The sequence below is a fragment of the Pseudomonas sp. GW823-FHT02C05 genome, assembly GCF_058797595.1.
The window spans coordinates 453,126-476,713 of the sequence record NZ_JBXAJU010000005.1; the positions used below are offsets into that span (position 1 = coordinate 453,126).

Sequence of the window (23,588 nt, forward strand, 5' to 3'; positions counted from 1 at the left end):
ACGGCGCGCGGCGGGTGCCAACCCGGGCTTGGCGCTCGCCGCTAGAGGCTTGCACCTGCTTTTACGTTATAATCCCGCCCTTTCGTTGTTTCTCGCCCCTTGCGAGCACACTTCATTTTCAAGGCGCATCGCGCCCGCATGCAGACTAAACGAGGCTAGACCCCTGTGGCATTGACGATTCTTGGCCTGTCCGGCGCCCTTAGCCATGATCCTTCAGCGGCCCTGTATATCGACGGCAAGCTGATTGCCGCCGCTGAAGAAGAGCGTTTCGTGCGCGACAAACATGCAAAGAACCGCATGCCCTACGAGTCGGCGAAATTCTGCCTGGAGCAGGCCGGGATCAAGCCTTCCGACGTTGACGTAGTCGCGATTCCGTTTGCCCCGATCAGCCTGTTCGGCAAGGCTCGCTGGCACTACGCCAAGCGCTACTGGTACGCCCCGGACCGCGCCCTGGACGCGATCCTGATGGGCAACCGTCGCTACAAGCGCTACCGCAATAAGATCGTCTGGTGCCTGGAGCAACTGGGCTTCGACCCGAAAAAGGTCAAGATCGAGCCGGTGGAGCACCACCTGGCCCACGCCTCCAGTGCCTACCACTGCTCGGGCTTCAAGGAGAAGACCGCGATCCTCGGGATCGACGGCAAGGGTGAGTACGCCACCACCTTCTTCGGCTACGGCGAAAACGGCAAGATCCACAAGATCAAGGAATTCTTCGACCCGGACTCCCTGGGCGGCCTCTATGGCGCGATCACCGAGTTCCTCGGCTTCGAGATGCTCGACGGCGAGTTCAAGGTCATGGGCATGGCGCCGTACGGCGATGCCAGCAAATACGATTTCTCGCGCCTGGCCAGTTTTGAAAACGGCGAGCTGGTGATCAACACCGATTACGCCAACGTCATCGGCCTGCGTCGCTACAAAGAGAAGGGCAAGGGTTTCTACTTCTCGCCAAAACTCATCGAGTGGCTGGGTCCCAAGCGCGAAGGCGACATCGCCGACGAGCCTTACATCCACTACGCGGCGAGCATGCAGGCGCTGTTCGAGAAGCTGGCCCTGCAGATGATCGACCATTACCTGGGCGACGTCCTCAAGGAAACCGGCAAGCTGGCCTTCGCCGGCGGCTGTGCGCTGAACGTCAAGCTGAACCAGAAGATCATTGCCCGTCCCGAGGTCAAGGAGCTGTTCGTGCAGCCGGCTTCCGGCGACGCCGGTACCGCCGTTGGTGCGGCGGCTTACGTTTCCCATGCCCGTGGGGTGCCGGTAGAGAAGATGGAGCATGTCTATCTCGGCCCGTCCTACAGCAACGAAGACGTGATCGCGGCCTGTGCCCGCCACCCGAACAAGCCAGCCTGGCGGCAGATCGACAACACCCCGGAGCGTATCGCCAAGATCATGGTGGATGGCAACCCGGTGGCCTGGTTCCAGGGCCGCATGGAGTTCGGTCCGCGTGCCCTGGGCGGCCGTTCGATCATCGGTTGCCCGAGCGCCACTGGCGTGGCCGACCGGATCAACGAACAGATCAAGTTCCGCGAGCGCTGGAGGCCTTTCTGCCCGTCGATGCTCGACACCGTCGGCCCGCAGATGATCAAGGTCGATCACCCGGCGCCGTTCATGACCTTCACCTTCGAAGTGGCTGAAGAGTGGAAGACCCGGGTACCGGAAGTGGTCCACGAGGATGGCACGTCCCGGGCCCAGGTGCTCAAGCGCGAATACAACCCGCGCTACTACGACATGATGAAGGCCCTGGAAGTACTGACCGGCAACGGCGTGTCGCTGAACACCTCGTTGAACCGCCGTGGCGAACCGATGATCTGTTCGCCCACCGATGCCCTGAACATGTTCTACGGCTCCGACCTGCAGTACCTGATCATGGAAGACATTCTGGTGGTCAAAGACGGCGTGGACCCTTATGACACGCTCGGCTGAACGCCATGTGCTGCAGTTCTGCCACGGCTATGACGGGCCGTTCCTGGACTGTGCCCGGCAATACGCCAACCTGTTCGCGGGCAGCGGCTATCGAGTGACCACGGTGTTTCTCACCGGGGCCGCCGATGCCGATGTCGCCGCGGGCTGCGCGTCTGATGAAGTGCTGTTCATGGAATACAGCTCCAAGGCCATCCGCGGCCTGAAGCTGGGCGCCATCCGCGACCTGCGCAAGATCGCCGCGTCACGCAATTTCAGCTTCTGCATCGCTCACCGCTTCAAGCCGATCTATATCGCCTTGCTCGGTACCGGCTTGCCGGTGATCGGTGTCCATCATGCGTTTTCCGATTACAAGCGCGGCAGCCGCAAGCTCTTCGCCCAACTGTTCCGTAAGCGCCTGAGCCTGCTCGGGGTGTCCGATGCGGTGCGTGACGACATGCGTGCCTGCCTGCCGAAATGGCCGGCGCAGCGCATTCAGACCCTGTACAACCGTATCGACCTTGAGGCACTGCAGGCCGAGCAACTGAGCGCTGCCCAGGCGCGCAGCGAGCTGGGCCTGTCCGCCGATGCCTGGATTGTCGGCAACGTCGGGCGCCTGCATCCGGACAAGGACCAGGCCACCTTGCTGCGTGGCTTTGCCGCGGCTTTGCCGCAATTGCCGCCGCATAGCCAACTGGCGATTCTCGGAACCGGGCGTCTGGAAAAAGACCTGAAGTCCCTGGCCCGCGAGCTGGGGATTGCCGATCGCGTGCTGTTCCTCGGGCAGGTGCCTCAGGCCCGACGCTATTTCCGCGCCTTCGATGTGTTTGCCTTGAGCTCCGACCACGAGCCTTTTGGCATGGTCCTGCTGGAGGCCATGGCCGCCGGCGTGCCGCTGCTGGCCACCGCCTGTGGCGGTGCCCGGGAAGTGGTCGAAGGGGTGGGCATCCTGTTCCCCCTGGGCGACGTTGAACATATGGCCCAGGGGCTTCAGCATCTGGCCGCGATGGACGATCACCAGCGCCGGGTCTGTGCCGAGCTGATGCTCGATCGCCTGCGCGAGCGCTTCTCCGACCGTGCTGTACGCGACGTATTCTGGCGTTTGCCGCAAGTCACCGATCTGACCGCGAGGGGCTGATGCTCAATCGATTTCAAGGCTGGCGCGAACGTGGCTGGTCAGTCATTGACGCATCGACCTACGCCGATGCCTGGCAGCGGTTCGGTGGCAGTGTGGCAACCCATCCCCTGGTGGTGGAGCAGTTGGCGGACCTGGCGCAGATCCCGGTGCGCTACCTGGCCTGGGAGCGCAACGGCCAATTGCAGGCGGCCATTGCCACCTGGGGGCGCGACCTGGCGCTGTCCAAGGACGTGCTCAAGCGGGCCGGCAGGAAGGGCCTGTTCGATATCGGTAATGCCGAGCTGATCCTGCCCGCCGCTGCCGATGCTCAGGCGGTGTTGCGTCATCGTGGGCGTTACCTGTCCGCATTGAACGAGGGGCGCCTGACCGGCCTCAAGCCCCAGGCTGAACAGCTGGCCATGGCCAGGACGCCGGAAGAGCTGTCGAAGAAGTTTCGTTACAACCAGCGTCGTGAGCTGCGCCTGTTGGAAGAGGCGGGCGGGGTTGTACGCCCGGTCAGTGATTTCAGCAGCCCCGAGCTGGCGGCGATCTACTGCGATCTGTTCCAGCGCCGCTGGGGCTTTGCCGCCACCGGTGCCGAGCGTATGGCCGAGGTGCTGGAGCGCCTGCGCGAGCTGCTGATCGGTTCGGTGATCTTCCTCAACGACGCGCCGATTGCCGTGCAACTGATCTACCGGGTCGAAGCGCCGGAGTGGATCAGCGTCGAGTACGTGAACGGTGGGGTAGACCCGGAGACTCGTGAGTTCAGCCCTGGCAGCGTGCTGAGTTTTCTCAACACCCAGAGTGCCTGGGAACAGGCCCGTGCCCTGAACAAGCCGCTGCGTTTCTCCTTCGGTCGTGCCGACCGTGAATACAAGGACCGTTGGTGCAATCCTGTGCCGGTTTTCCAGGTGTGAGTCAGCCCATGAGTCGCAAACAACAACTGCTCAAGCGTCACCGGCGCAATAAACGAATCGCTCTGTTGATCGGGCTGGTGCTGCTATTGGTGGTCGGCATACTGGTGGCCTGGTGGGTGCCGGTATTGCTGGCGGTATTGGCCTGGCTGGCCCATGAAGCCTGGTTTGCCGATCATCTGTTCTATTCGCCCAAGGATGATTACTGCTACGACTTCGGCAGCGATGCCCAGCAGGCCGCGGTGCGCCTTGAAGCGGGGCGCCTGTTGCTGGAGGCGCCGCTGGCGCTGGCCGGGGATGAAACCCTGGTTCTAGGCGTGCACGTCAAGAGCTCGTGGCTGGGACGTTTTCTCGACCCGGCTGTTGAGGTGTCGGGCGGTCCGCTTGCCGATCGTCAGGTGTTCGAGCGCGGGGTCAATGGCCTGCGCTACCTCAACCTCAGCGGCCTGGCCAGTTCCCTGGTCAGTGGCGAGCTGAGGTTGCGCGGGCGCTTCTGTCGGCTCCGCATCCAGCCGCAACTGATGTCCTGGCGGGATCCCGACTACCGGCGCCAGCGGGTGATGGTGATCGCTCCCCATGCCGACGATGCCGAGTTGGCAGCCTTCGGTCTGTACAGCCAGGCCGACGAGGCCTGGATCGTGACCCTCACCGCAGGCGAAATCGAGGCTGAGCATTACCAGGCCATGGGCATGAACCCGGCAGAGGCGGCGCGGATCAAGGGGCGCTTGCGGGCCTGGGACAGTATTACTGTGCCGCGCTGGGCCGGGGTGCCTGAATCCCATTGCGTGCAGTTGGGCTATTTCTGCCTGCAGCTGCCTGCCATGCAGGCCTCCCCTGAACAGCCGGTGGCTTCTCGCGAGGCGCAACTGAGCGATATCCGCTTGTTCCGCCAGTTCAATCCATTCCCGCTGCCCGCCGACCAGGACGGGTTGCCGACCTGGAACAATCTCCTGGCCGACCTGCGTGAGCTGCTGCTCAAGGCGCGCCCTGAGGTGATAGTGCTGCCGCACCCGACGCTGGACCCTCATCCCGACCACATCTGTGCTCGCGAGGCGGTCATGCAAGCCCTGGAAGGGCTGGCCTGGCAGCCGACCACTATCCTTGGCTACGCCAATCACCTGCATGACAACGACCGCTGGCCCATGGGGGATTCGGGCGCAGGCATTGCGTTGCCGCCGGTGTTCGAGTCGACGGCGGTGTTGCGTCCCTGGTGCTTGTCACTGTCCCAGGGCGAGCAGTATGACAAGGCCATGGCCTTGGGCATGATGCATGACCTGCAACCGAAAATGCCGTTCAAGCGACGCCTGCGCAGGTCGATACAATGGCTTATGGCCAGTAGGATGCCTTCAGCACTTGGGGAGAATGAGTTCTTTCGCAAGGCGGTCAGACGCCATGAGCTGTTCTGGCTATTGCAACAGCGATAAACCGACATAACCATGGGGCGTTTTGTAGCCCCAATCCGACAGTGAGTCCTTTGTGATCAATCCTCGCCCGCGAATCTTGTTTCTCATGCCCTACTTCGGGCGTTGGCCATTCTGGATGCCGTTTTTTCTCGAAAGCTGCCGCCGGAATCCGGATATCGACTGGCTCTTTTTCAGCGACTGCGGGACCCCGGACAATCTGCCGCCGAACGTCAAGCTAGAAAGCATGAGCTTTGCTGAGTACTGCGCTTTGGTATCCCGGCGCCTGGAGATCGACTTTGCGCCCAATGCGGCCTACAAGCTCTGTGATATCAGGCCGGCAATGGGGTACATCCATATTGATCGTCTGGAGGGCTACGACTTCTGGGCCTTCGGCGATATCGACCTGGTCTACGGTGACCTGCGGGCCTATTTCACTGCGGATCGCCTGGCGGGGTATGACCTGTTCTCCACCCATGAACGGCGTGTCGCCGGGCACTTGTGCCTGATACGCAATACTGCGCGCAAGCTTGAGTTGTTCAGGCAGATCAAGGATTGGCAGACGCGCTTTACCGACCAGCAGCATCACGCACTGGATGAAGGGGCGTTCAGTCGGATTTTCCTCTGGCGCAAGAATTTTCCTGAGCCGCTGTTCAAGCTGGTGGGCAAGTTCAATCCATGGCGCCGCCGCAGTGAGTTCACCGAGGCCTTCAGCACGCCGGGCGGAGTCATCAAGTGGCATGACGGCAGCCGTGATTTTCCGACGCGCTGGTACTGGAAGGATGGGCATCTGACCAATGACCGCGACGGCGACCGCAGTTTCCCGTACTTCCACTTTGTGTGCTGGAAGCGCAATGAGTGGTCGCAGTTGCCGGAGCAGGATGCGCAGTCGCTCCAAGCCCTGGCCAGTGAGCCGTCCTGGATCATCGATGCCGCAGGTTTTCACCGGGGATAGTTATGAGTCAGCGCTTCAAGGTCCTGCAGTTGCAGCCGGACTACAACGTCAAATCCCACGACTTCGCCGATCTCGCCGAGCAGATCGTCAAGGCCTTGCCGGCTGAGCGTTACGAAGTCACCGCAGCGTTCCTGCGGGGGCGCCCCGGGCCGAACGATCCGGTGAGTCGCGCCGCGCATTCGGTGTATTTCGAGTTTTCCGACAAATCCCTCAAGGGCATGCGCCTGCGGGCCATGTGGCGGCTGTATCAGTTCTGCCGCAAGGAACAGTTCGATGTGGTGATCTGCAATCGCTTCAAGCCGGTGAACATGATGCTGGCCCTCAACCGCTGGTTGAAGGTGTCGTTGTGCATCGGAATTTCCCACGGTTTTGGTGAGTACGACCGGCTTTACCGGCGCCGCCAGACCCAGCGTCTGATCGATCGGCATTGGCGCTTTGTCGGTGTGTCCCCGGCCGTCAAGCAGTACCTGCTCGATTGCCAATGCGGTTTCACCGACCAGAACACCTGGGCGATCACCAACGCCATCGACATTGAACAGGCAGAGGCCTTGCAGCATTCCCGCGAGCGCTCCCGAGAGTTGCTGGGGCTGGCCCCCGATGTGCGGCTGATTGGTGCCTTGGGCCGCCTGGTGCCGGTCAAGGGTCATACCTATCTGCTGCAGGCCTTTGCTCAACTCAAGGACAAGTACCCGAAAACTCAGTTGGCAATCATTGGTGCCGGTCGTGAGGAAGCCAATCTGCGTGCTGAAATCGAGCGCCTGGGGCTGCAGGGCCGGGCTCACCTGCTGGGGTTCAAGGAGAACGCCCTGCAATACGTGCGGGCCTTCGATATCTGGACCATGCCATCGCTGGCCGAGGGGCTGGGCCTGGCCTTGCTTGAAGGCATGAGCGGGCAGTTGCCGGTGATTGCCTCGAACGTGCCGGCCATGCTGCCCCTGATCGAGGGAGCTGGCGGCCTGGCCGTGGAGCCGGCCAATGTATCGGCGCTGGTCGCCGCGCTGGATGCCTATCTCGGGCTGTCCGACGAGGAACTGGCCGCCAAGGGCCAGCAGGCCTATGCCTATCTGCAGAAAGAACACGATATCGAGGTGTTCCGCGAGGAGTACCGGCAATTGATCGACTCCGGCTTGAGTCAAGCGGGCAAGAGGCAGTAATGGCAGACCAGCAACCTGTGGTGACGGTGATTATCGCCTCCTACAACCACGCGCCCTACATTGAGCAAAGCATTCTCAGTGTGCTCAACCAGACCTATCCGAACATCGAGCTGCTGGTGGTGGATGACGGTTCCAGCGATGACAGTGTCGAGCGTATCCGGCGCCTGCAGGAACAGCATGGCTTCGACTTCCGGGTCCAGCAGAATCAGGGCCTGACCAACACTCTCAATGGTGCCATTGCACGGTCTAGGGGCAGCCTGATCGTGCCTTTCGGCTCCGACGACATCATGCTGCCCGAGCGCATTGCGACTCAGGTGGCCTACATGGATGGCAAGCCTGAGGTGGGGATCTGCGCGGGCAATATCGAGCTGATCGACAGCGATGGCAACCTGTTTCCCGAGAAGCGCCAGCGCCGTGACGTACCGTTCCGGCGCCTGGACTTCGACGACATGTTCCTTGAGCGCAAGCCCTATCCACCGGCTCCGACCCTGATGATTCGTCGTGAGGCCCTGGAAAAGGTCGGCGGTTTCGATCCGAATATCCGTCTTGAAGACCTGCTGATCGAGTTGAAGATCACCCGGGCCGGCTATTTCATCGATGGCTTGAACGTGTTGATGGCGCGGTATCGCAAGCACGCCACCAACTCCTACAAGAACCACAGGTTCATGATCGACAACATCCTGCGTTCCTACGCCCTGTTCAGCGACCACCCGCTGTATGACGAGGTGCGCTACAAGTTCCTCAGTTCGATGTTCCTCAAAGTCTCCAATCGGGATCGCAAACTGGCACGCGAGCTGCTGGCACAGATTCCGTTCAAGGCCTGGAACAAGAAAACCTGGCGTGGATTGGGCCGCCTTTATTTTTCTCCACTGGAAAAAGACTGAAGAGACGCCGGAGCATGGGCTGGATTCAACGTTTTCTGGAGAAGCGCGCCAAGCGTGCGATCCGCAAGCTGCCGAAAATCGAGCGCGGCGTGGTGCGTTTCCAGCAGAGATATCCAGGTTACAGCATCGGGCGTGGCAGCTATGGCTTGCCCGAGGTGCATGACTGGCAGGAGGGCTCGACCCTGAGCATCGGGGCGTACTGCTCGATTGCCGAAGGGGTGCAGATATTCCTCGGTGGCCACCACCGAGCGGATTGGGTCACCACTTATCCCTTCCCGGCCATGCTACCTCAGGCCGCGCACATCAGTGGCTACGCCGGGACCAATGGCGACGTCCGGGTGGGCAGTGATGTGTGGCTGTGTTCCAACAGCACGCTGTTATCCGGTGTGACCATTGGCCATGGTGCGATTGTCGCGGCGGGAGCGCTGGTCACCAAGGACGTCGAGCCTTATGCGGTGGTCGGTGGCAACCCGGCGCGTTTCCTGCGCTGGCGCTTTCCCGAGGAGCAGCGCCAGCAACTCTTGCAGAGTGCCTGGTGGGACTGGCCGGAGGCTGAGTTGCACGGGTTGGCCGACAAGCTCTGCAGCGATGATATTGACGGCTTCCTGGCCTACGCCCGGCAGCGTTCAGCCTGACCGCTCGCTGTTTAATCCCTTCCGAACCTGTTCCAGGCAGCCCTGTGTAGCTGTCATGGAACAGGTGCGTGCGCAGGGATCAGCGAGCCACCTGGTGCAGGTCATTCGCCGGTAGCTGCTTCAACAGTCCGGTGGCCAGGGGCATCGAGGTGCCCTGGGCGTAACCGGCCTGCAGTGCGTCCAGGTGCTCCAGGAACAGCCAGCCACAATCCTCGGCATAGCGCTGCATATGGCGCACATTGCGCTGGCGCAGCGATTTTCTCAGTGATGAGGGGTAGACCCGCAGGTCTGCAAGATCGATCAGCCCGAACTCGCCATTTTCCAGTACCAGCACATTGGCCAGGTGCAGTGAGCGGAAATACACCCCTTGCTCATGCAGGTTGGCCATGAAGGCGCCAAAGCGCTTGATCAACTTGGAACGCTCGTCGCCAGAGCTTGCCAATTGCAGACTCTGGCGCAGAGTCTGGCCGGGTAGCGGTTGGTAGCGGACGGCGTTGCTGCCGTCGGCAAGACGATACAGTCCGAGGATTTTCGGGGTGGTGATGCCCAGCTCGCGCAGTTGCTCGCTATTGGTGACAAACCGCTCGGAGTAGGGGTTGAACCCTCCGGAGGTGTACCAGCGGCGAGGGCGAAACAGCTTGAGGAAGCTGCCGTCGTCAAGACGCAGGACCTTGGGGCCCAGGCCGTCGGCTTCGATAACCCGGGCATTGGCCATCAGCTTGTCGGCGTCGGCCTGGGTGAGCGACTCGACCGTGTGGCTGGGTGAGCGTCGCGCACGTTGGCTGATACACAGGGCAGCGATCAGGGCCAGGGGAATCCACAGCAGGAACCAGTGCTCTTTGGGGCGAGAGAGAATCCCGCCGCCTTCGGTCAGGCCTGCGCCAATGCCGAACATCAGCCAGGTCGAGGCCAGGATCAGTAGTGGTTCGGCCCGCAGTTGCCAGCTTTTGAACAGGGCCCAGGCCTGCATGAACAGCCACGGCAGAAGGCCGATGATACCCACATAGTAGAGCACGCCCAGGGCGAAGTTATGGGGCTCTTGCAGCAGGAAACCGATGCCGGGGTCCAGGGACAGACTGGCGTTGTAGCCGTGGCCGATCCATGGGTGGTTGGCAATCTGTTCCAGGGCCAGGCGCCAGAGATCGAAACGCGAAGAGCTGCCCCGTTCCAGAAGCATCTGCGAGAACAGCGCAACGACGGCTATACCGCCTGCCAGCATGCCGCCCAGCAGCATCAGCGAACGACGGTTCCAACTAATGAAGCTCAGCCACAGTGCCGCCAGGGTCAATGCCACCAGAGGCGTTCTGGAGCCCGTGGCGATCAGCGCGGCGACCATGATGACCAGCGCCGGAACGCTCAGCCAGAGTATCTGGTAACGACGGCAGTTCATGCTCAGGCACAGCCAGTAGACACAGAAGAACCCAAAGACATGGGAGCTCAGCAATGGGTTGTCAAAGGCGCCCGCACCGATCATGCGCAGTTCGGGGGTGTGGTATCGAACGAAGACGTACAGGTTGAAGATCGAGGCGATGAGAGCAACGATCGCAGCACAAAAGACCAGCGGCTGTAGCACCTCGCCGCGGTAGCGAACCAGTAGCATGCAGCCGGCGAACAGCATCAGGGTGTGCAGAGGCGTCTTGATTTCCCCCAGCACGCTGTCCACCGGAGGGCTCCAGGCCAGGCTGACAATGGCCCAGGTGCAGAACAGCAACATGGCGATGAAGACAGGTTCGCGCAGAAGGCTTTTCAGTTCGCTGGGGCGAGTACACAGCGCGATCAGCGTCGGGATGCTGAACAGTCCGTAGTACAGCTTGTGCAATCCACTGCGCCCCGGCAGGAAGAACATCGCACAGAGAAGCAGTAGATAACCGATAGGCAGAATCCACAGGCAAATGAAATCGAATACTCGATTGGCCGTGTTGTGAAGGGCATTGGGTTGCATGCTTGAACGTTCATCCCGGAAGTTAAGCTGGCAATCATAACGACTTATGGCTGGCGATGTCGTTGGTCAGCTGAACAATCTCGGGCCTATGGGAGTGCCAGTACCGCGAACAAGCTGTGCTAAAGTCAGCCTCCTTTTTGACGACATTCGCGTGATATGACCGACTCCAGTCCTGACGCAAGCCCCTCGAGCTTGAAAATCTACTTCCGTCTGCTCGGCTATGTGCGGCCCTATATTGGTCTGTTTCTCATCAGCATCGTCGGGTTCCTGATCTTCGCTTCGACTCAGCCCATGCTCGGCTACATCCTCAAGTATTTCGTCGACGGCCTGTCCAACCCTCAGGCGGTGCTGTTTCCCGGTGTGCCTTATCTGCGCGACATGCAGTTGCTCCAAGCGGTGCCGCTGCTGATCGTGCTGATCGCTGCCTGGCAAGGCCTGGGCTCCTACCTGGGCAACTACTTCCTGGCTAAGGTATCCCTGGGGCTGGTGCACGATTTGCGGGTGCAACTGTTCAACAACCTGTTGACCCTGCCCAACCGTTACTTCGACAAGCACAACTCCGGGCACCTGATCTCGCGTATCACCTTCAACGTGACCATGGTCACGGGGGCGGCGACGGACGCGATCAAGGTGGTGATCCGCGAAGGCATGACCGTGATCTTCCTGTTCGGCTCGCTGTTGTGGATGAACTGGCGCCTGACCCTGGTGATGATCGCCATCCTGCCGCTGATCGCGGTCATGGTCCGCACCGCCAGCAAGAAATTCCGCAAGCAGAGCAAGAAGATCCAGGTGGCCATGGGTGATGTGACCCATGTTGCCTCGGAAACCATCCAGGGCTATCGCGTGGTTCGCAGCTTTGGCGGCGAGACCTATGAGCAGCAGCGTTTTCTTGCGGCCAGCCAGGGCAACACTGACAAGCAACTGCGCATGACCCGTACCGGCGCCATCTACACCCCACTGTTGCAACTGGTGATCTACAGCGCCATGGCGGTGCTGATGTTCCTGGTGCTGTATCTGCGCGGTGATGCTTCTGCCGGTGAAATGGTGGCCTATATCACCATGGCCGGTCTGCTGCCCAAGCCGATCCGCCAGCTGTCCGAAGTCAGCTCAACGATCCAGAAAGGCGTGGCGGGTGCGGAGAGCATCTTCGAGCAGTTGGACGTCGAGCCTGAGGTCGATCGCGGCACCGTCGAGCGCGCCAGCATCAATGGGCACCTGGAGGTGCGCAACCTGAGTTTCACCTACCCGGGAACCGAACGGCAGGTGCTCGATGACATCAGCTTCAGTATCGAGCCCGGGAAAATGGTGGCGCTGGTGGGGCGTTCCGGCAGTGGCAAGTCGACTCTGGCCAACCTGATTCCGCGGTTCTACCACCACGACAAGGGCCAGATTCTTCTGGATGGCACCGAGGTCGAAGACTTCCGCCTGCTGAACTTGCGTCGGCATATTGCTCAGGTTACCCAGCACGTCACCCTGTTCAGTGACACCGTGGCCAACAACATTGCCTACGGTGACCTGGCCGGTGCGCCGCGTGAGGACATCGAGAAGGCCGCCGCCGATGCCTATGCCATGGACTTCATTGCCCAGTTGCCCGAAGGCCTGGATACCCAGGTAGGGGAGAACGGCGTACTGCTTTCAGGTGGCCAGCGCCAGCGCCTGGCGATTGCCCGGGCCTTGCTGAAGAACGCCCCGCTGCTGATTCTCGACGAGGCCACTTCGGCCCTGGATACCGAATCCGAGCGGCACATCCAGGCCGCCCTGGACAAGGTCATGAAGGGCCGCACCACCCTGGTGATTGCCCACCGCCTGTCGACCATCGAGAAAGCCGACCTGATCCTGGTCATGGACCAGGGGCGGATTGTCGAGCGCGGCAGCCATGCCCAGTTGCTGGCACAGAACGGCTACTACTCGCGGTTGCATGCCATGGGCCTGGAAGAGCCCGCGCCCAGCGGAATCGCCTGACCTGTTCCGGGGAGCGAGCCGGCTCGCTCCCCGGGGCCTTGGTGTGCAAGGCACCTTGGCATCATTTGTAGCCGCTTCCTTACAGTCTTGACCAAGCCTAAATAATTTTGCGTTTCCCGCTTGTTATGGTTCCCGCCTGAATCTTTGAACAGATCGAGGGGGCCATCCCTCTCGCGTGGGTAGCAGAATGTTGCAACGCTTTGTGTGGAAGTTATTACCCAAGACCCAGCGCAATTTCCTGCTTGGGCGCCTCTCGGTGGTGGATCGCCAAGTGGTTAACAAGTCCATGTCGGCCAATGTGCGCTTTCCTGATGCCTTCTCCCGACACTCCTGCCTGTTCATTCATGTCCCCAAGTGCGCGGGCAGCAGCATCTGTTCGGCATTGTTCGACGGTTGGATGCCCGGGCACCTGCCGTTGTACTGGTACGAGCAGCAGTTTCCCCAGGCCTTTTCCAGCAGCTTCAAGTTTGCTTTCGTGCGCGACCCCCTGGAGCGCGCCTACTCGGCCTACGCTTTCCTGCGTGGCAATCGCCTCGGCCGACGGGACCAGGTAGCCCAGGCGCTGGTAGGGCATTACCGCGACTTCGATGACTTTATCGGCCGCTGGCTGCACCCGGAAACCATCCACAAGCAGATGCACTTTGCTGCCCAGAGCGATTTTCTCACCGACTCCCTGGGCCGCCTGGCCCTGGATTTCGTCGGCTATCAGGAGCACCTGCAGCGAGATTTCCAACTGCTGTGCGAGCAGTTGCAGGTCCAGACCCGACTGCCCCATGTCAACAGCACCCAGCAGCGCCATAGCACCCCCGTCAGGGATATCTGTTCGGTACGCACCCGGCGCCTGGTGCGCCGGGTCTATCAACGCGACTACGAGATGCTCGGTTATGAATAAGCTTGCCTGTGTACCGCTGGAGCGCCCGCAAATCCGTCCCTACAGCCTGTCGTTGTCCACCGAGGCCCGGGCCGCCCTCAAGCAGCAGCAACCCTGCTGTCTTTGGCTGACCGGATTGTCGGGGGCCGGCAAGTCGACCCTGGCCAATCTGTTGGAACTGCGGCTCAACGAGTTGGGTATGCACACCTTCGTCCTCGACGGCGACAACGTTCGCAGTGGCCTGTGCAGTGACCTGGGAATGGGGGCCGAGGCGCGCAAGGAGAATATCCGCCGCATGGCCGAGGTGGCACGGCTGATGGTGGACGCCGGCCTGCTGGTCATAGTGTCGGCGATCTCGCCGTTTCGCGCCGAGCGCGATGCCGCCCGCGCGCTGTTCGGCCCGGGGGAATTCATCGAGGTGTACGTCAGTACACCTTTTGACACCTGTGCCCGGCGTGACCCCAAAGGGTTGTACTAGGCTGCGCTGGAGGGGCGGATCAAGGACTTCACCGGGCTCGACAGCCCCTATGAAGCGCCGTTGCAGGCCGATTGCGAGATCGACACGGCGACCGTGGCACTGCCGGAGGCGATCCGCCGCCTGCTGCAACTGCTGCCCCGTAAATAAGCGGCAAGAATTCTTCGTCGGCCCCATTCAAGGCATAGAACTAGGCGGCGCCAACCCTGTGTTAATATCGCGCCCCTGTTCATTTTGTATGTGGGATGCTCCATGAAGTTGTCCATGCCGCGATTCGATCAAGCCCCCGTCTTGGTGGTCGGCGATGTCATGCTCGACCGTTACTGGCATGGTGGTACCTCACGGATTTCCCCTGAGGCGCCAGTGCCGGTGGTCAAGGTCGAGCAAATCGAGGATCGCCCCGGCGGTGCCGCCAACGTTGCCCTGAACATCGCTGCCCTCGGCGCGCCGGCCTCCCTGGTGGGCGTGACCGGCGACGATGAAGCCGCCGACAGCCTGGCCAACAGCCTGCAAGGCGCGGGCGTGCGTGCGCTGTTCCAGCGCATCAAGCACCAGCCGACCATCGTCAAGCTGCGGGTCATGAGCCGTCACCAGCAGTTGTTGCGTATCGATTTCGAAGAACCCTTCGCCACCGACGCCCTAGCCCTGGCGGCCGAGGTCGATGCCCTGCTCGACGGGATCAAGGTGCTGGTGTTGTCCGACTACGGCAAGGGCGCGCTGCGCAATCACCAGGTGCTGATCGCCGCTGCGCGGGCCCGGGGCATTCCGGTGCTGGCGGACCCCAAGGGCAAGGATTTCTCCATCTACCGCGGCGCCAGCCTGATCACGCCGAACCTCAGCGAGTTCGAGACCATCGTCGGCGGCTGCGCCGACGAGCACGAACTGGTGAGCAAGGGCGCGCAGTTGATGCATGACCTGGAGCTGGGGGCGCTGCTGGTGACCCGTGGCGAACATGGCATGACCCTGTTGCGCCCCGACCACCCGGCCATGCACTTGCCAGCCCGGGCCCGGGAAGTGTTCGACGTTACCGGTGCCGGGGATACGGTGATCTCCACCCTGGCGGCCGCCATTGCCGCCGGCGAAGAGCTGCCCCACGCAGTGGGCCTGGCCAATCTGGCGGCCGGCATCGTGGTTGGCAAGCTGGGTACCGCCGCCATCAGTGCTCCCGAACTGCGCCGGGCGATCCAGCGCGAGGAAGGCTCCGAGCGCGGGGTGCTGAGCCTCGACCAGTTGTTGCTGGCCATCGATGATGCCCGAGCCCACAACGAGAAGATCGTCTTCACCAACGGCTGCTTTGACATCCTGCACGCCGGGCACGTGACCTACCTGGAACAGGCGCGAGCCCAGGGCGACCGGTTGATCGTGGCGATCAACGATGACGCTTCGGTCAGCCGCCTCAAGGGCCCTGGCCGTCCGATCAACAGTGTCGACCGGCGCATGGCGGTGCTGGCGGGGCTGGGGGCGGTGGACTGGGTGATCAGTTTCCCCGAAGGCACCCCGGAAAACCTCCTGTCCCAGGTTCGGCCGGACGTGCTGGTGAAGGGCGGTGACTATTCCATCGACCAGGTTGTAGGTGCCGATATAGTCGGTGCCTATGGCGGCACCGTTAAGGTGCTGGGGCTGGTGGAAAACAGCTCGACCACGGCTATCGTCGAGAAGATCCGCAAGACCGACAAGGCCGAGTAACGGCCTTGCGGTCCGCAAAAAAGGCGCCTGTTGCAGGCGCCTTTTTTTTGCCTCAGCCCTGGCGCCGGGCCTTGCCGGGGACGATCTTGCGCAGGATCTGCCGGGCCCGGCCGGTTAGCCGCGATAGCTTCGACGCCTTTTGCGGTGGCTCCAGGCCCCGCTGCCTGAGCCAGTCCTTCCAGCGAATCCGCTCGTCACTCACCACCCAGCCTTCCTGCTGGGCGAAGCTTTCCGCCAGGTACAGGCCGCGGGTGCTGGCCGGATGCAACTGGTCTTTCTTCAGGGTGTAGAGCTCGGCGCAGGGCTCGCCGTTGTCCAGGGGCATCAGGTACAGGTCCGGGCGCTTGCGGTCCAGCCGTGCCACCAGTTGGTCGCCCTCCAGGCGCTCGTCGACGTGGAACAGGCTCAGGGACTTGGCTTCCCTCGGCACGTCCAGGCGCAGGTCGTAGATCAACTGCAGTGAGGCGGTGGGCAGGTGCACATAGGCCCGGGGACGCTCCAGCAACTGCAGGTTGCCACAGCGCACCGGCAGCGCCGCCCCGGACAGCGGGGTCAGGCGAAAGGGCAGGGCCTCGCGATAGTGCAGGGCGCCGGCGTAGGGCGCGGGCAGCCAGGTGTCATTGAAGCGCCCACCGAGCCAGCCTTCGGGGGTTTCCAGCAGGCATTCCTCGGCAATTTCCTGGATCGCGGTATGCAGTGGCAGGTTGAGCTCGTGAGCCGGGACGTAGCCGGAAATCAGCTTGAGCACCACATCGCCGCGATCCTGGCGGCGCTGGCGCACCAGCACCCAGTAGTCGCGGTTCTGCCAGTGCAGGGTCAGGCGCACCGAGACCCCGAGGTTGGCCAGCTCCAGGGCGAAGCGCTGATTGTCGGCCACCGTCACCGCGCGCCGGCGCTGCAGGGTCTGGGCGAAGTTCAGCGGCATTCCGACGCTCTGGTAGCTCAAGCCTTCGGGAGTCGCTTCGACGAACAGGGGCAGGGTCTTGAAGTTGCTGGGGTTCTTTCTAATGAGCGGTCGCGACATCTCGGCTCCTTCTTGCGTCGGGGTCGGCCGCGTCGGCGGCATCAGTTCTTGCCAAGGACCTGCGCCACAGTCGACACGTTATGGGCCAGGTGCAAGGGATTGATGGTCCCGACAATAGCACTGGCGACACCGGGCCGGTCAAACAGCAGCTCGAAGCTGGCCCGCACCGGATCGATGCCCGGGCTCAGGCAGACGTGGCCGCTGGCAAGCGCCTTTTTCACCAGGATGCCCTTGTGGTGAGCGGTAGCGTAGTCAATGACTGCCCGCTCGGCCTGTTCGTTCAGATTGTAGGTAACCATGGCGCAATCGCCTTGCTCCAGGGCCTTCAGGCCGCCGTCTACGGTCTTGCCGGAGAAGCCGAAGCCACGGATCTTGCCCTCCTGCTTGAGCTGCGCCAGGGCCTGGTAGACCTCGCACTGCTCGAGGATCGCCAGGTCGTTGCCGTCGGAATGCACCAGCACCAGGTCGATGAAGTCGGTTTCCAGGCGTTGCAGGCTGCGCTCCACGGACATCCGGGTATGGGCCGCGCTGAAATCGTGCCGCGACAGGCCATCGGCGAACTCTTCGCCGACCTTGCTGACAATCACCCATTCCTGGCGCTGGCCGCGCAGTAGCGGGCCCAGGCGCTCTTCGCTGCGGCCGTAGGCCGGAGCGGTGTCGATCAGGTTGATGCCCAGGTCGCGGGTCAGCTTGAGCAGCATGCGGGCCTCCTGGTCGTCGGGGATCTGGAAGCCGTTGGGGTATTTCACGCCCTGGTCGCGGCCCAGTTTCACCGTGCCCAGACCCAGGGGCGACACCAGCAGGCCGGTGCTGCCCAAGGGACGATGCAGATCGTGCAGGGTTGGCTGGCTCATGGCAGCAGTTGCTCCCAGGCTGGTTGCGCCAGGGGCGGCTTGGGCAGTTCGGGCAGGGCCTGGTCGGCGGCGGGGCGAATGCCGTCGCGCTCCAGGGCAGCCAGGACCCGGTCGGCGAAGTCCGGTGCCAGGGCCAGCTTGGTCGGCCAGCCCACCAGCAGGCGATCCTGCTCGGCGAGGAAGGCGTTGTCCGGGCGGGCCAGGCCCGACTGTGCCGGTTCGGCGCGGTCGACCCGCAGGGTGGCCCATTGCGCCTGGCTCAGGTCGATCCAGGGCAGCAGTTGCCCCAGTTCCTTCTGGGCTGCGGCAATCTGCGCTGCCGGTTCCCGGGCCACTCCCTCGGCTTCGGCGATATCGCCCCCCAGGTACCAGACCCACTGGCCGTCGGCGGCCGGGTGAGTGGTGACGGTGATCCGTGGTTTTGGCCCGCCGCCCAGGCAGTGGGCGTACAGCGGTTTCAGGCTCGGGCCCTTGACCAGCACCATGTGCAATGGTCGCCTTTGCATGGCGGGCTGGCTCAGGCCGGCCGCTTGCAGCAGCTCGGCATTGCCGGCTCCGGCGCTGAGAACAATGCGTTGCGCGCGGATTTCCCGGCCGTCGACCCGCAGGCCCAGCAGTTGGCCGTTCTCCAGCAGGGGCTCGATCTTCTGCCCGGCCAGCAGGCTGTCTCCCGCCAGGTGCGCGAGGCGCTCGATCAGGCTCGGCACATCCACTACCAGTTCGGCGAGGCGGTAAACCTTGCCCTTGAAACGCTTGTCCTGCAGGGCCGGGGGCAGTTGCTCGCCCTTGACCTGATCGACCCGCCCGCGTACCGCCTTGCTGGCGAAGAAGCTGGTGAGGTTGCCGGCCAGGGTGCCGGGGGACCAGAGGTAGTGGGCCTCGGACAGCAGGCGCACGCCGGACAGGTCCAGCTCGCCATTGCCCGCCAGGGCTTCGCGCCAGCGCCGTGGCATGTCGGCAATGGCCTCGGAGGCGCCAGTGAGGGCGCCGTGCAGGGCGTATTTGGCGCCGCCGTGGATGATCCCCTGGGATTTCACGCTCTGTCCGCCGCCGAGGCTGGCGCTTTCCACCAGCACGGTGGAAAAACCCAGGCGTTGCAGGCGAGCGTTGAGCCAGAGACCGGCGACGCCTGCGCCGACAATCAGCACATCGGTGGAAATAGCGGATGGCATGCAGCGACCTCGGTAAGTAAAACGAAGCCGCAAGTTTCAAGCCTCAGGCCTCAAGCTGCAAGCTTGGCGCTCACTCTGGCCGCTTGAGGCGTGTGGCGTGAGGCTGCTTTCTAGTGCCCGGCGGTTTTCGAGAACAACTGGATCACCACCACGCCGAGGACGATCAGCGCCATGCCCAGCATCGCCGGGATATCCAGCTTCTGGCCGTACAGAAACAGCGCGGCGATGCTCACCATGACGATGCCCATGCCGGCCCATACCGCGTAGGCCACGCCCACCGGCACCGTACGCACCACCAGGGTCAGCATCCAGAAGGCCACCCCGTAGCCGACGATGATCAATGCCAGGGGCAGCGGAGTGCTCAGGCCCTTGACCGCTTTCATTGAAACAGTGGCGATCACTTCCGCGCAGATGGCGATAGCCAGGTAGTAGTAAGCGTTCATGGGAGGGTTCCTCGGGGCTGGGACTGCTTTATGAGGTCGGCATTCTAGAGAAAGTTCAGATGGGGTAAAGTCATTACCTATCTGGATGATAGATAGGTTGTGCCATGAACATGCAATGGAACCTGGAGCAGTTGCGCCTGTTTGTCGGGGTCGCCGAACTGCGTTCGTTTTCTGCCGTGGCCCGCCAGCAGCGCAAGGCGCAATCGGCCATCAGCAGTGCCATCGCCCAGCTGGAGGATGACCTGGGAGTGAGCCTGTTCGAACGCAGCAGTGGCCGCCAGCCAAGGCTGACGGAGGCGGGCAGCGCACTGTTGCAGGAAGCGCGGGAGATCCTGCGCCAGTGCGACCGCCTCAATGGCCGGGCGCTGGCCTTGATGCGCGGCCAGGAAGCGCGGTTGCGCCTGGCCCAGGACGAAGCGATGCCCTATCAGCCGGTGCTCGACAGCCTGGAGGCCCTGGCGGAACACTTTCCCAGCCTGGAGGTGCAACTGGCCAGCGGGGCCCAGGGCGACGTAGCGCGCAAACTGGTGGAGCGCCGGGCCGACCTGGGGTTGCTGTTTCACCATGAGCAGATGCCGGAAACTTTGGAGCGCCGGGCCCTGGGCAGTGTGGAGATGGTCACTGTCTGCGCCGTGGGGCATCCGCTGGCCCATGAAAAAAGGGTCAACCGCCAGTTGCTGGCGCTACACCGGCAGTTGCTCATCGCTCCGCAAGCCAGTGGCTACCCCGGTGGTGAGCAGGTCAGCCCCCAGGTCTGGCGGGCTGACAGCTTCTACGTCCTGGCCGAATGGCTGATGCGCGGGCTGGGCTGGGCCTGGCTGCCACGGCATGTGGTGCAGTACCCGGCCTATCAGAACCAGATGGTGGAGCTGGCCAGCCAATGGACGCCCCCGGCACTGGTGGTGGAGCTGGCCTGGCGCCGTGACGAACCTCTGGGCCCCGCGGCGCACTGGCTGGCAGAACGTTTTGCCGTGCACCTGAAGGCGATCGGCTAAAAAACCGATAAACTCCGCCGCCATGAATAGAACTCTCTATACCGCATTGTTTTACCTGGGGCTGCCGTTGGTAGCGATCCGCCTGTGGCTGCGCTCGCGCAAGGCGCCGGCTTATGCCAAGCGCATTGGCGAGCGTTTCTCTCTCGGCTTGCCGAGCATGCAACCCGGTGGCATCTGGGTGCATGCGGTGTCGGTGGGCGAGAGCATCGCTGCCGCGCCGATGATCCGGGCGCTGCTGGCGCGTTATCCACAGCTGCCGATTACCGTGACCTGCATGACTCCCACCGGCTCCGAGCGCATCCACGCGCTGTTTGCCAACGAGCCGCGGATCCAGCACTGCTACCTGCCCTACGACTTGCCTTGCGCCGCGGCGCGGTTTCTCGATCGGGTGCAGCCCAAGCTGGCAGTGATCATGGAAACCGAACTGTGGCCCAACCATATCGACCAGTGTGCCCGGCGCGGGATTCCGGTAGCCCTGGCCAATGCCCGGTTGTCCGAGCGTTCGGCCAAGGGCTATGGGCGTTTTGCTCGGCTGACCGCACCGATGCTGGCGCAGATGAGCCTGTTCGCGGTGCAGACCGAAGCCGAGGCCCAGCGTTTCCTCCGGCTTGGGGCCCGGCCAGAGACTGTGCAAGTGACCGGATCGATCAAGTTCGACCTGAGCATCGACCCGCAGTTGCTGCAGCGGGCCACTGAGCTGCGCCAGCAATGGCAGGCCATGGAGCGCCCGGTGTGGATCGCCGCGAGTACCCACGAGGGCGAAGACGCGGTGGTGCTCGATGCCCACCGGCAACTGCTGGGCAATTACCCCAATGCCTTGCTGATCCTGGTGCCGCGGCACCCGGAGCGCTTCGACTCGGTGCATGAGCTGTGCCGGCAGCAGGGTTTTGCCACGGTACGCCGTTCTGCAGCCGAGCCGGTGCTTGCCACCACCTCGGTACTGCTGGGGGACACCATGGGCGAATTGCTGTTCCTCTATGCCCTGGCCGACAGCGCCTTTGTCGGCGGCAGCCTGGTGCCCAACGGTGGGCACAACCTGCTGGAGCCGGCGGCCCTGGCCAAGCCGGTGATCAGCGGGCCGCATCTGTTCAATTTCCTGGAAATCGCCGCGATGCTGCGTGAGGCCGGAGCCTTGCAGGAAGTGGACGATGCCGAGGGGCTCGCGGTGGCGGTGCAGCGTCTGTTCGAGCTACCCCAGGATGCGCGCAAGATGGCCGATGCGGGGCTCAAGGTGCTCAAGGCCAACCAGGGCGCCTTGCAACGGCTGCTCGATGGCCTTGGCCGCCTCCTGGGCAGGCACTGATCGTCGCCTTCTGTAGCCGCTGCCGCAGGCTGCGCAGTGGCCATAAAAGGCCGTTACACCGCCATGAAAAAGGCCACCTGCAAAGGTGGCCTTTTTCATGCTTGCGACCTTCAGGGGCGGGCCCTGAGCTGCTCCTGGGCGGCCTTGGCCAGGTCTGGCGGCAGGAAGTCGCGATCCGGGTTGTAGTCGGCCTTGAGATAGCGCGACAGGTCCTGCAGGTCCCCCGGGTTGAGGGTGCCGGCCGCCTGTTTCAGGCGCAGGTTGTCGAGGATGTAGTCGTAGCGGCTGTTGTTGTAGTTGCGCACCGAGGTGTACAGCTGGCGCTGGGCGTCGAGCACATCGACGATATTGCGCGTGCCCACCTGGTAGCCGATCTCCGTGGCCTCCACTGCGCTCTGGTTGGAAATGATCGACTGGCGCCGGGCCTGGACCTGCTCGACATCGGTGTTCACCGCGCGGTGCAGGTTGCGGGTGTTTTCCACCACCTGGCGGCGCAGGGATTCACGCTGTTGCTCGGTCTGGCTCAGGCGCGAGTAGGATTCACGCACCTGGGAGCTGGTCAGGCCGCCGCTGTAGATCGGAATGTTCAGTTGCAGGCCGATGGAGCGCTGTTCGACGTCGCTTCCATAGCGCGTCAGCGGGTTGGGGTTGCTGAAGCCCAAAGCATCGTTGTCGCCTTTCTTGTACTGCGCCACTGCGTCCAGGGTCGGGGCATGCCCGGCCTTGCGCTGCTTGAGGGTTTCCTCGGCGGCGCTGACTGCGTAGTTGCTGGCCAGCAGGTTGAGGTTCTGCTTGGCGGCGGTGTCCACCCAGGCCTTGGCGTCGTTGGGGGTCGGCGCCAGCACTGGCAGGGTATGGACGATGCCCTGGATCGAGTTGTACTCGCGGTTGGTCAGGGTGATCAGGGCCTCGAAGGCATCATCCACCTGGCGCTGGGCAAGGATCCGGTTGGCCCGGGCAGTATCGTAGCTGGCCTGGGATTGCAGGACGTCGGTCTTGTCCGACAGGCCCACGTCGAAGCGTTCGTTGGATTGGTCCAGCTGACGCTTGAAGGCCGCTTCCTCGGCCTTGGTCGAGGCCAGGTTGTCCTGGGCGCGCAACACCGCGAAGTAGTTCTCTGCGCTCTGCAGGATCAGGTTCTGCTCGGTGGCCGAGAGTTGCAGGGAAGCCTGTTCGTTGATGTCCTTGGCCGCCTGCAGCTGGAACCAGCGGTCGGCCCGGAACAGTGGCTGGGCCAGGGTCGCCTGGTAGACGTTGCCGCTGCGGGTAGAGGTCATCGACGGTTCGTCGAACTTGGTGCGGGTGTTGTTCATGTCCGCGCCGGCCGAAAGGTTAGGCAGCAACCCGGCACGAGCCTGGGGCACCACTTCCTTCTGGGCACCGTACTGGGCGCGCGCAGCGGCCAGATCGGCGTTGTTGTCCACCGCTTCCTGGTAGACGCTGACCAGATCGGTCTTGGTGGTCAAAGGCGCTTCTGCTGCCCAGGCCATTCCATTGGACGCACAAGACACGGCAACAGCCAGTGAGAGTTTGCGCAGCATTCGGCGATCCCTAGAGTTGATATTACGGCAATAATTCAGGCGCCAAGGCTAAGGCGCGACCCACGGAGCGTCAAGGTTCGACACAGGGCAACGAGTGTAGATGCGCTGGGGGGTGGCAACAATCCTGCAATTACGCCATTCATCATGCTGATCGTACGGGGGGTTGGCGTTCTGCTGTGGCTTTGTCTAGACTGGCCCGGTTCTTGTCGGGGTGCCTTGCTATGAGGCTGAGATCGGATAATCCGGATCCCGTTGAACCTGATCAGGTTAGCGCCTGCGTAGGGAACAAGATTTCTCGTCACCCGGCGAGTCCTCTTGTGCTTCGTCCGGGATGTTGTTCGACAATCGAACACCCCTCGAGT

General features: G+C 62.7%; 19 protein-coding genes, 1 pseudogene and 1 riboswitch. Of the genes and pseudogenes, 14 read left to right on the forward strand and 6 right to left on the reverse strand.

Annotated elements, in window-relative coordinates; genetic code table 11:
• Nucleotides 1–165 precede the first annotated feature (165 nt).
• From AC1RGE_RS27225 to AC1RGE_RS27260, 8 genes are read left to right on the forward strand one after another with little or no spacing between them, the layout of a single operon-like run.
• A complete protein-coding gene (locus AC1RGE_RS27225; protein WP_492585356.1) occupies nucleotides 166–1,923 on the forward strand; it encodes a carbamoyltransferase family protein in 1,758 nt (585 codons plus the stop codon).
• The gene (locus AC1RGE_RS27230; protein ID WP_011058892.1) at nucleotides 1,907–3,037 is read left to right on the forward strand and encodes a glycosyltransferase; all 1,131 of its coding nucleotides are present in this window, start codon (nucleotides 1,907–1,909) and stop codon (nucleotides 3,035–3,037) included. Before AC1RGE_RS27225 ends, AC1RGE_RS27230 begins: the two co-directional genes overlap by 17 nt.
• Nucleotides 3,037–3,933: an antimicrobial resistance protein Mig-14 gene (locus AC1RGE_RS27235; RefSeq protein ID WP_258611404.1), complete on the forward strand. Its 897-nt coding sequence runs from the start codon at nucleotides 3,037–3,039 to the stop codon at nucleotides 3,931–3,933. Before AC1RGE_RS27230 ends, AC1RGE_RS27235 begins: the two co-directional genes overlap by 1 nt.
• A gap of 8 nt (nucleotides 3,934–3,941) precedes the next feature.
• Nucleotides 3,942–5,354, forward strand: coding sequence for a PIG-L deacetylase family protein (locus tag AC1RGE_RS27240; RefSeq protein WP_103290461.1), 1,413 nt, complete (start codon nucleotides 3,942–3,944; stop codon nucleotides 5,352–5,354).
• A gap of 52 nt (nucleotides 5,355–5,406) precedes the next feature.
• Complete coding sequence (locus tag AC1RGE_RS27245) at nucleotides 5,407–6,285, forward strand: DUF6625 family protein (protein ID WP_019093035.1); 879 nt, start codon at nucleotides 5,407–5,409, stop codon at nucleotides 6,283–6,285.
• Between the two features lie 2 nt (nucleotides 6,286–6,287).
• Nucleotides 6,288–7,439, forward strand: a complete 1,152-nt coding sequence (locus tag AC1RGE_RS27250) for a glycosyltransferase (protein WP_011058896.1) — start codon at nucleotides 6,288–6,290, stop codon at nucleotides 7,437–7,439.
• A complete protein-coding gene (locus AC1RGE_RS27255) occupies nucleotides 7,439–8,323 on the forward strand; it encodes a glycosyltransferase (protein WP_015633916.1) in 885 nt (294 codons plus the stop codon). The genes AC1RGE_RS27250 and AC1RGE_RS27255 overlap by 1 nt, the downstream gene beginning before the upstream one ends.
• Before the next feature lie 14 nt (nucleotides 8,324–8,337).
• The gene (locus tag AC1RGE_RS27260) at nucleotides 8,338–8,958 is read left to right on the forward strand and encodes a CatB-related O-acetyltransferase (protein ID WP_011058898.1); all 621 of its coding nucleotides are present in this window, start codon (nucleotides 8,338–8,340) and stop codon (nucleotides 8,956–8,958) included.
• Between the two features lie 79 nt (nucleotides 8,959–9,037).
• Here AC1RGE_RS27260 and AC1RGE_RS27265 read toward each other — a convergent pair whose 3' ends face one another.
• Entirely contained in the window at nucleotides 9,038–10,900 is a 1,863-nt protein-coding gene (locus AC1RGE_RS27265) for an O-antigen ligase family protein (protein WP_011058899.1), read from the reverse strand.
• Nucleotides 10,901–11,056: 156 nt separating this feature from the next.
• Between AC1RGE_RS27265 and msbA the strand changes: the two genes are divergently transcribed.
• The 4 genes and pseudogenes from msbA to hldE all read left to right on the forward strand — a co-directional run bounded on the left by msbA (nucleotide 11,057) and on the right by hldE (nucleotide 15,894).
• Complete coding sequence (msbA, locus tag AC1RGE_RS27270; RefSeq protein WP_011058900.1) at nucleotides 11,057–12,862, forward strand: lipid A export permease/ATP-binding protein MsbA; 1,806 nt, start codon at nucleotides 11,057–11,059, stop codon at nucleotides 12,860–12,862.
• Between the two features lie 187 nt (nucleotides 12,863–13,049).
• The gene (locus tag AC1RGE_RS27275; RefSeq protein WP_011058901.1) at nucleotides 13,050–13,754 is read left to right on the forward strand and encodes a sulfotransferase family 2 domain-containing protein; all 705 of its coding nucleotides are present in this window, start codon (nucleotides 13,050–13,052) and stop codon (nucleotides 13,752–13,754) included.
• Nucleotides 13,747–14,358 (forward strand): annotated as a pseudogene (gene cysC, locus AC1RGE_RS27280) (adenylyl-sulfate kinase). Before AC1RGE_RS27275 ends, cysC begins: the two are co-directional and overlap by 8 nt.
• A gap of 102 nt (nucleotides 14,359–14,460) precedes the next feature.
• Entirely contained in the window at nucleotides 14,461–15,894 is a 1,434-nt protein-coding gene (gene hldE / locus AC1RGE_RS27285) for a bifunctional D-glycero-beta-D-manno-heptose-7-phosphate kinase/D-glycero-beta-D-manno-heptose 1-phosphate adenylyltransferase HldE (RefSeq protein WP_011058903.1), read from the forward strand.
• A 52-nt stretch (nucleotides 15,895–15,946) separates the two neighbouring features.
• Here the strand turns inward: hldE and AC1RGE_RS27290 are convergent, their stop codons facing one another.
• From AC1RGE_RS27290 to AC1RGE_RS27305, 4 genes are all read right to left on the reverse strand, one after another.
• A complete protein-coding gene (locus AC1RGE_RS27290; protein WP_019093038.1) occupies nucleotides 15,947–16,918 on the reverse strand; it encodes a hypothetical protein in 972 nt (323 codons plus the stop codon).
• Nucleotides 16,919–16,959: 41 nt separating this feature from the next.
• The gene (locus AC1RGE_RS27295; RefSeq protein ID WP_015633920.1) at nucleotides 16,960–17,772 is read right to left on the reverse strand and encodes an aldo/keto reductase; all 813 of its coding nucleotides are present in this window, start codon (nucleotides 17,770–17,772) and stop codon (nucleotides 16,960–16,962) included.
• Nucleotides 17,769–18,944 carry an NAD(P)/FAD-dependent oxidoreductase gene (locus AC1RGE_RS27300; RefSeq protein WP_093406913.1) on the reverse strand — a complete coding sequence of 392 codons (1,176 nt, stop codon included), beginning with the start codon at nucleotides 18,942–18,944 and terminating at the stop codon, nucleotides 17,769–17,771. Before AC1RGE_RS27300 ends, AC1RGE_RS27295 begins: the two co-directional genes overlap by 4 nt.
• A gap of 110 nt (nucleotides 18,945–19,054) precedes the next feature.
• Nucleotides 19,055–19,387 (reverse strand): DMT family transporter, encoded by a 333-nt coding sequence (locus AC1RGE_RS27305; RefSeq protein ID WP_011058907.1) that lies wholly within the window; start codon nucleotides 19,385–19,387, stop codon nucleotides 19,055–19,057.
• 110 nt (nucleotides 19,388–19,497) lie between these two features.
• Between AC1RGE_RS27305 and AC1RGE_RS27310 the strand changes: the two genes are divergently transcribed.
• Both AC1RGE_RS27310 and waaA read left to right on the forward strand, forming a co-directional pair.
• Nucleotides 19,498–20,382, forward strand: coding sequence for a LysR family transcriptional regulator (locus tag AC1RGE_RS27310; RefSeq protein WP_015633922.1), 885 nt, complete (start codon nucleotides 19,498–19,500; stop codon nucleotides 20,380–20,382).
• Nucleotides 20,383–20,404: 22 nt separating this feature from the next.
• Nucleotides 20,405–21,685, forward strand: a complete 1,281-nt coding sequence (waaA, locus tag AC1RGE_RS27315) for a lipid IV(A) 3-deoxy-D-manno-octulosonic acid transferase (RefSeq protein WP_011058909.1) — start codon at nucleotides 20,405–20,407, stop codon at nucleotides 21,683–21,685.
• Nucleotides 21,686–21,795: 110 nt separating this feature from the next.
• Here waaA and AC1RGE_RS27320 read toward each other — a convergent pair whose 3' ends face one another.
• Nucleotides 21,796–23,226 carry a TolC family outer membrane protein gene (locus tag AC1RGE_RS27320; RefSeq protein WP_011058910.1) on the reverse strand — a complete coding sequence of 477 codons (1,431 nt, stop codon included), beginning with the start codon at nucleotides 23,224–23,226 and terminating at the stop codon, nucleotides 21,796–21,798.
• 197 nt (nucleotides 23,227–23,423) lie between these two features.
• Nucleotides 23,424–23,528: riboswitch (TPP riboswitch) on the forward strand.
• The last annotated feature ends 60 nt before the right edge of the window (nucleotides 23,529–23,588 follow it).